This window comes from Thermoplasmata archaeon (assembly GCA_038851035.1).
Lineage (GTDB): Archaea > Thermoplasmatota > DTKX01 > VGTL01 > VGTL01 > JAWCLH01.
On record JAWCLH010000048.1, the window covers coordinates 1 to 6153 of the forward strand.

At 60.8% G+C, this 6153-nt stretch carries 6 protein-coding genes; 1 reads left to right on the plus strand and 5 read right to left on the minus strand.

The genetic code is table 11. From position 1 onward, the window contains the following. The coding region (locus QW379_10340) for a zinc ribbon domain-containing protein (protein MEM2870793.1) at positions 1-594 on the plus strand (594 nt) is incomplete at its 5' end. Positions 595-596: 2 nt separating this feature from the next. Here the strand turns inward: QW379_10340 and QW379_10345 are convergent. The 5 genes from QW379_10345 to QW379_10365 all read right to left on the minus strand — a co-directional run bounded on the left by QW379_10345 (position 597) and on the right by QW379_10365 (position 5855). Next, a complete protein-coding gene (locus QW379_10345) occupies positions 597-881 on the minus strand; it encodes a hypothetical protein (protein MEM2870794.1) in 285 nt (94 codons plus the stop codon). An 82-nt stretch (positions 882-963) separates the two neighbouring features. Beyond that, entirely contained in the window at positions 964-1500 is a 537-nt protein-coding gene (locus QW379_10350) for a hypothetical protein (protein MEM2870795.1), read from the minus strand. Positions 1501-1532: 32 nt separating this feature from the next. Further along, a complete protein-coding gene (locus tag QW379_10355) occupies positions 1533-1850 on the minus strand; it encodes a ribbon-helix-helix domain-containing protein (GenBank protein MEM2870796.1) in 318 nt (105 codons plus the stop codon). Between the two features lie 82 nt (positions 1851-1932). After that, entirely contained in the window at positions 1933-3453 is a 1521-nt protein-coding gene (locus QW379_10360; GenBank protein MEM2870797.1) for a sialidase family protein, read from the minus strand. Positions 3454-3530: 77 nt separating this feature from the next. Further along, positions 3531-5855, minus strand: a complete 2325-nt coding sequence (locus QW379_10365) for a hypothetical protein (protein MEM2870798.1) — start codon at positions 5853-5855, stop codon at positions 3531-3533. Positions 5856-6153: the final 298 nt, after the last annotated feature.

The window sequence follows — 6153 nt, forward strand, 5'->3', positions numbered from 1 at the left end:
TGGGTGGCGGGGGCTGGATTAGCGCTCGGCATCGTTATCCTGCTGGTCGTTCTTGCCGCTGTCTTCGTTGCGGTCTCGAGGAGGCGCAGGAGGGCTGGCGAGGAGGCGGGCGCGGCCGGGGCCGGGAGCGCGGGAGCCGCTGCGGCCGCTGCAGGGATTGCGGCGGGTGCGGGCGCCGCTGCGGGGGCCGGTGCAGCTGTGGCAGCCGCGAGGCCTTCTGAAGGGGACGAGCTTCTCGAGGACGCAAAGAAGCTCGTCGCAGAGGTCGAGGACGCGCTCGCGGAGCATCTCGAGAAGCACCCCGAGGGTGCGGCGCAAGTCTCGGCCGCAATGGAGAAGCTCGAGCTCGCTCGCGATTTCATCAAGGAAGGCGACGGGGAGGCGGCGATGCAGTTCGCGATGGAGGCGAGGGGCGCGCTCGGAGGGGCGGGGCGCGCAGAAGCCCCAGAGGGGGCTGCTGGCGCCGGGGTCGCGCCCCCGGCGACTGGGGAAAAGAAACTAAAGAGGCGGGGCGGGCTCAGATGCCCCTCCTGTAGCGAAATCCTTGAGCCCGAGTGGACAGTATGTCCTGCGTGCGGGCATAAAACGCGGTAGGGTTACTCCTCCTCCGAAGTTCCCCTCCCCTTTCGTTTTTCGTGGATGAGAAGCTCCGCAGTCACCCCTCGGGCTTTCATTGCCCAGAAAAGGGCTTTGGCATATTGGCGCTGTCTTAGATGCTCCCGGGCCTTTTCAAGATAGATTTGGGCTTTGCGCGGAAGGATACCGCCCTCGAGCTCTTCTTTGAGTTCTGCCTCACAGAGCTCTATCTGCTGCTCGGCGAACTCACGGTCGATGATGGCCAGGCCCTCGGCCCCCCGATTCCTGACAGCGGCGAGCAGCATCCATGCTTATCCTGTGCACCGATAATATATATTGAATTTGGTACAATCCTCTATTATCGGGATTTATTGGGAATATATTCCCCTATTCCGGCCCCCGCAATTCCGTCTTTGCGGGGGCGGAGGGGCTCTGGACTGCCGATTCTTTTAGGGTCCCCTCCCTCCCTGCCGCGCACAACTCCCTGCATGGGCAGCACTCCCAGGGCCTGAAACCCCCGGCACCTCCCGAATCCGCTTTCCCTCCTCCCTGCATGCAGGACATCATCCTCTTCATCATGCCGGGCATGTCGGTTCCCCCCTCCTCCCCGCCGAACATCTGCGCCATCATCCGCGGCATCATCCCGGCCATGAGCTCCATCCTGCCCTCTGCGGTCATCCCCTCGAGCATCCTGTTCATCATCGCGGGCATCATGGCTTTCATGAGCTCCCTCCTCTGCTCGCCCGTCATGCCCTCGAACATCCTGTCCATCATCCTGGGCATCATCTCGTTCATCAGGGCGCTCTTCTCCTCGCGGCTCATGCTCTCGAAGAACTTGTCCATCATCGCTCCCATCATGCCCCTTTTCTCTTCGGCGCTCATTTTCCTAACCATTCTGCTCATGTACCAGTCCTTCACTCCCATGGCCTTCCCCCCCACTCCCTCCATCCCCCCTACTAGTCCCTCTTCCTCTTCCCGTCCCTGCTCGTGTCGGACATCTGCTGCATCATCATTCTCATCATCGGCATCATCCTCCCCCTCATCGTGAACATGGGCATGTACCCCTGCATCGCCTCGGCGTCGCTCCACTCCAGCCTGAACCTCTTCACAGCGTCGCGCACGATTTCGGTTATGTTGGTATACTCTCCTTTATCAATGAGCATCTGCATGAATTCATAGTCCTTCCTGGGGAACCGGATGGTGGCCCGGTACTCGATGCCCCCCTCCCCCGAAGACGAAGTCTCTCGGACCAATTTGTCATCCCCTGTCATCATATGTCACCTTATAGTGTATTCATGGCATACGATATATATATATTATGCTCCGGCGGAATCAGTAGGAGTCCGGCGGCGGATCTCAGCTTCCGGACTTTAGAAGATAATTGTAGGTGTCGTTTACGGACCCCTCCGCTCCAGCAAAAACCACCATGGCCGCGTAGATGTCGGAGTTTCCGTCGTCGGGGGTGGCGTTGCGACAGTCGCACCATGTCAAGAAAGCGGTCCGGTTGTTAACGCCGATGCCAAGATAGTCTCCCACGAACCCGACGTCTCCCCCGGGCAGAAGCTCCGTCCAGTAGGCCCTGCCACCGTAATCGCCGTTGAATAGAGTGTCGCTCACGTTCAGGTTGATTGTAAAATTCTGGCCGCCGTCAACGGAGACCGCGTAGGTGACACCGAGCAAGGTGTGGTTCGGGTCATATCGACGATCATAGAACATCAGGTGGACCCAGCCCTGCTCTGAGATTGCGATGGCTGGGAAGAACTGATCCGCCCCGTTCCCCTCCTCGTCGTTGTTGACCCTGACGTAGCTCTCGCTCCATGTATCGCCGAGGTCGCGGCTGTACGTGAGAAAGACGTCCGAGTCGCCAAGGCGGTCGTCGTTCCAGGCGAGGTATATGCTGCCTCCGTAGGGACCATCACTATTGTCAATGGCCATCACCGGCATCGTCGGGACCCTATAGGTGCTGTTGGGGAGGGGCGAGGGCGGCGGGTCCATCTGCGCGATGGCCCTCACCGGCTCCCAAGTGTCGCCGTAATCGCGGGATCTCGTGTAGTGGATTGTGTCGTCGGAGAAGTCCCTCCAAACAACGTGAATGGTGCTGTTCCTATCTACGGCGACGAATGAGCCCTGGGCGTTCAGGTCCGCGGTAACGTCGGCAAGCTTTTTTGGTGGCGTCCAGGTCCTGCCCTGGTCGGTCGAGCGGCTGAAAACGATTGTCCCGATGACATTGCCGACGAATATTGTCCATGTAACGTAAACATTACCGTTGTTGAGGTCCACTGCGAGCCACTCCTTGTCGTTGAACTGGAGGGTGTTGGACATCGAGGTGTGAACGATTGAGACCTGGTCGAATGAATCTCCTCCATTGGACGACCGGGCAACGAAGATACAGTTAGCCCTGCCTGTATGGAGGTAGGTGTGCCTGTTGTATCCCACCCCCGCCAGATAGACATTATTATTCATGTCGAACCCAAGAGAGGGGTCGCAGGCGGTGCCGAAACCCGTGAGCACTGATGGCGGGCCCCCCCGGTAACCCGGAACCCTGCCATCGCTCCATGTTTTTCCCCCGTCCTTTGTAGTGTAATAATGGAGCCAAACGTCCTGCGACGGGTTATTCATGTCATTCGAAGCGACGACAATGTTGTTCGGGTCCCGCGGGTTGACAGCAACATGGGTCTCGGCCGAGGGTCGTGGTCCGGTCGTCAGAGGAAAGTTGTAGGCGTTTGTAACGTTGTCCACGAACGGGTACCTCGGCTTCGCCGGCGGTGGGGGCGGAGCCTTTTCCGGGGGTGCGAACCGATAAGTGGAGGCACCGAGCAAGAGCATTAAGAGCGCAGCTACGAGCGCGAGCGCAGTAAGCCTCTTTTTTCTCCTCACGTGGAATTATACAGTTGAGCCAGAATTTAAAGCTAGCGCTCGATGACGGTGGGTGGTTGGGTCGATAAGGAAGCGCCCTATTTTCCAAGCATCTCCAGAATTTCTTCAAGGCTCCTTGGTCTCTCGCCCCCGGACCGAGGTGGCTGGAGTGACGGGGGAGGAGGGACCTCGTCCATCTGTATCTCTTCAATCCACTCGCCGGGCTGCTCCGGGGACTCCGGGCTCGGAACCCCTTCCGCGGTTTCAGGCCAGCAGTGTTGCTGCTGGGCGGGCTCGGGTCCCACAAATTCTCTGCCGCCGGGCGGAATTCCCGACCTGAACTCCGGCGCCTCCTCTGCGCCGGTCTCCTGCTGTTCATAGGTATAGGCAGGATAACGCACTCCCATCTTCCGCCCCCTCCCGACGAGTGCCACAATCATCAAGACGAGGAGCAGAAGGACCACTATTCCGAGGGCAGGCAGAATCCACATCGGTTCTTCGCCTCTTGCCGCTGTGCCTAGAGGAAGAATGGTGAAGACCGGACGGGCCTCATCCGTGAGATTGAATTCGTCCCAAACCCTCACTACAACAACCGCTCTCGTCTCCCTCTCAACCTTCCCCGCATCTAGTCTCAGCACGGTGCCCTCCAGACGCACAGTGAGGAGGGGTGATTCCGACGAGACCGCCCATCTGAGGGTGGAGGGGCTCTCATCGCTCACGTGCCTGCTGAGGTCGATTCGCAGCCTCTCTCCGCTCCTCAAACTGCTCCCCTGAATCGTGAGCACAGGTTTCTTGTTAAGCGGAGCTGGTTGCGAAAAGACCACAACCGTCAGATCGGCCTTAGCGCTCAGACCACCGGAGTCCGTGGCCGTCAAGGTGATGGTGAAGCTCCCGTTGACGTCTGTCGCAGTGACGAATAAAGTGCTGTTTGTCAGGGTCACCAGGAGCGGTGGTGGCTGTCTGTTGAATTCCGGCCCGGCCGCCAGTCCCGCACTCCAGCTCAAGTTGCGGCCGTCCTCGGGGTCGAGAGCGTACGGCGAGAGGTCGAGCTCACGTGTTTCGTTGAACGCGAGGCTGAGGGGGGGGAATGGAGACAAGGAAGGTGGTCTGTTGCTCGTGATGGTGAAGCTCCAGGCCTCGCTCCACTCCGACCCCTCTAGATCGTCGCTTGCCCTGACGCGCCAGTGGTAGGTGGCGTTGGGTGGGAGCTCTAGCCTGGTCACGGTCTCATCGGACAAGCCTTCTGCTATGAGGACGCTGAAGTCGGGGACGGTGCTGATCTGCCAGTTGTAGAGGACGGTGTCGCCCTCCGGGTCCTTCGACTCGCTCCATTTAAGCTCGACCAGTCTTGGAACAGCTTTAGCGCCGTTCTCGGGCTGGATGAGGGCTGGAACAGTCGGCGGAGCGTTGATGTGGAATCCCATCTCGGATGGCTGACTCCAGAGGGGTCCAGCGAGAGGCGAGTCCCGCACCCTTACAGATACGAAGTAGTCATTCCCCTTCTGAAGCGGAATAGCCTCTTCTCCTCCTTCTCCGAACACGACCCGCGAGCTCGCGCTCTCTTTCTCAAGGCTCCACATCACCAGACCTGTCCCGCCCGGCCCCGTGCGGACCGAGATGTTGAAGGCCGATTGATTCTGTCCACTGTCTTCGTCCGTAAAAGTCCAGTTAAAAGAGGGCTGGGTTGTGGTGAGCCTCATCGCTTCAGGAGATCCAGACATCCGACCCTCAACCGCGAGCCCCTTCGGGGGGGGAGGGGCATGGTTCGGTACCCAGCTCAAGGACCAGCTGTCTAGTTTGGCGGCCTCAGAGCCGTTGGTGAAAAATGTGACCCTAAGCTGTATGGAGGGAGCTGTAAGGCCGGAGAGGTCAAAGGTCTCCTCACCCTCCCCGGATGGCTGCCACTCGCCTACAACCTCTCCACTGGAGGCATCCAGAACATCGAATCGAAGGCCGGCCTCTCCCTGAACGCGGTAAGTGACATTGAGGGTCGCCCAGCGGGCGAGGGAGGCTGGGCGAATTGGGATTGAAGTGGCCCATGCGAGCGGCGTTCGTGGAAGGTCGGAAGTATATGCAGGAGGTTGCACGGAGCCGGACGAGATTACTGAATCTAGTCGGATTAGGCCACCCCCTCCCGCGCCTCCATCTCTTCCGTTGGAGCCGGATGCACCGACGGTTCCCGCGGAGCCGGGCTGGGCGCCTGTGCCGCCCGAGGCGCCCCCCGCGCCTCCAGCACCGCCATCACCCCCGGACGCTCCCCTGCCCCCAGCGCCCCCGATGGCTCTGACAAGATTTTCTCCGAGCTCGAGCTCGTATGCCCTGAGCCAGACAGTGCCTCCCGCTCCGCCACCTCCCCCGTCGCCGCCACTTCCACCAGCGGCGCCGTTCCCACCACCGCCCCCTCCTCCTGGCTGATAGTACACTACACCTCCTCCCGCCCCTCCGCTTCCCCCATTCCCTCCTGCCCCTCCAGCGCCACCGGGGAGGCCGTCATGTCCAGGTAGTCCGCTTGCTTTGAGATTTCCTTTTATGATAACTTTTGAAGCAGTTATGAATACGATTCCCCCACCGGCTCCCCCTGTCCCCCCGGCACCCCCACGGCCTCCAGCTCCGCCCATGCTACCCATGCTTCCGCCGCTGTACCCCCCCCCCCCCCCCCCCCCCCCCCCCCCCCCCCCCCCCCCCCCCCCCCCCCCCCCCCCCCCCCCCCCCCCCCCCCCC

What these genes read in the sequence shown, in the direction of transcription:
- QW379_10345 (MEM2870794.1), bottom strand. Translation starts at nt 881, where the DNA reads ATGCTGCTCGCCGCTGTCAGGAATCGGGGGGCCGAGGGCCTGGCCATC.
- QW379_10350 (MEM2870795.1), bottom strand. Translation starts at nt 1,500, where the DNA reads ATGGGAGTGAAGGACTGGTACATGAGCAGAATGGTTAGGAAAATGAGC.
- QW379_10355 (MEM2870796.1), bottom strand. Translation starts at nt 1,850, where the DNA reads ATGATGACAGGGGATGACAAATTGGTCCGAGAGACTTCGTCTTCGGGG.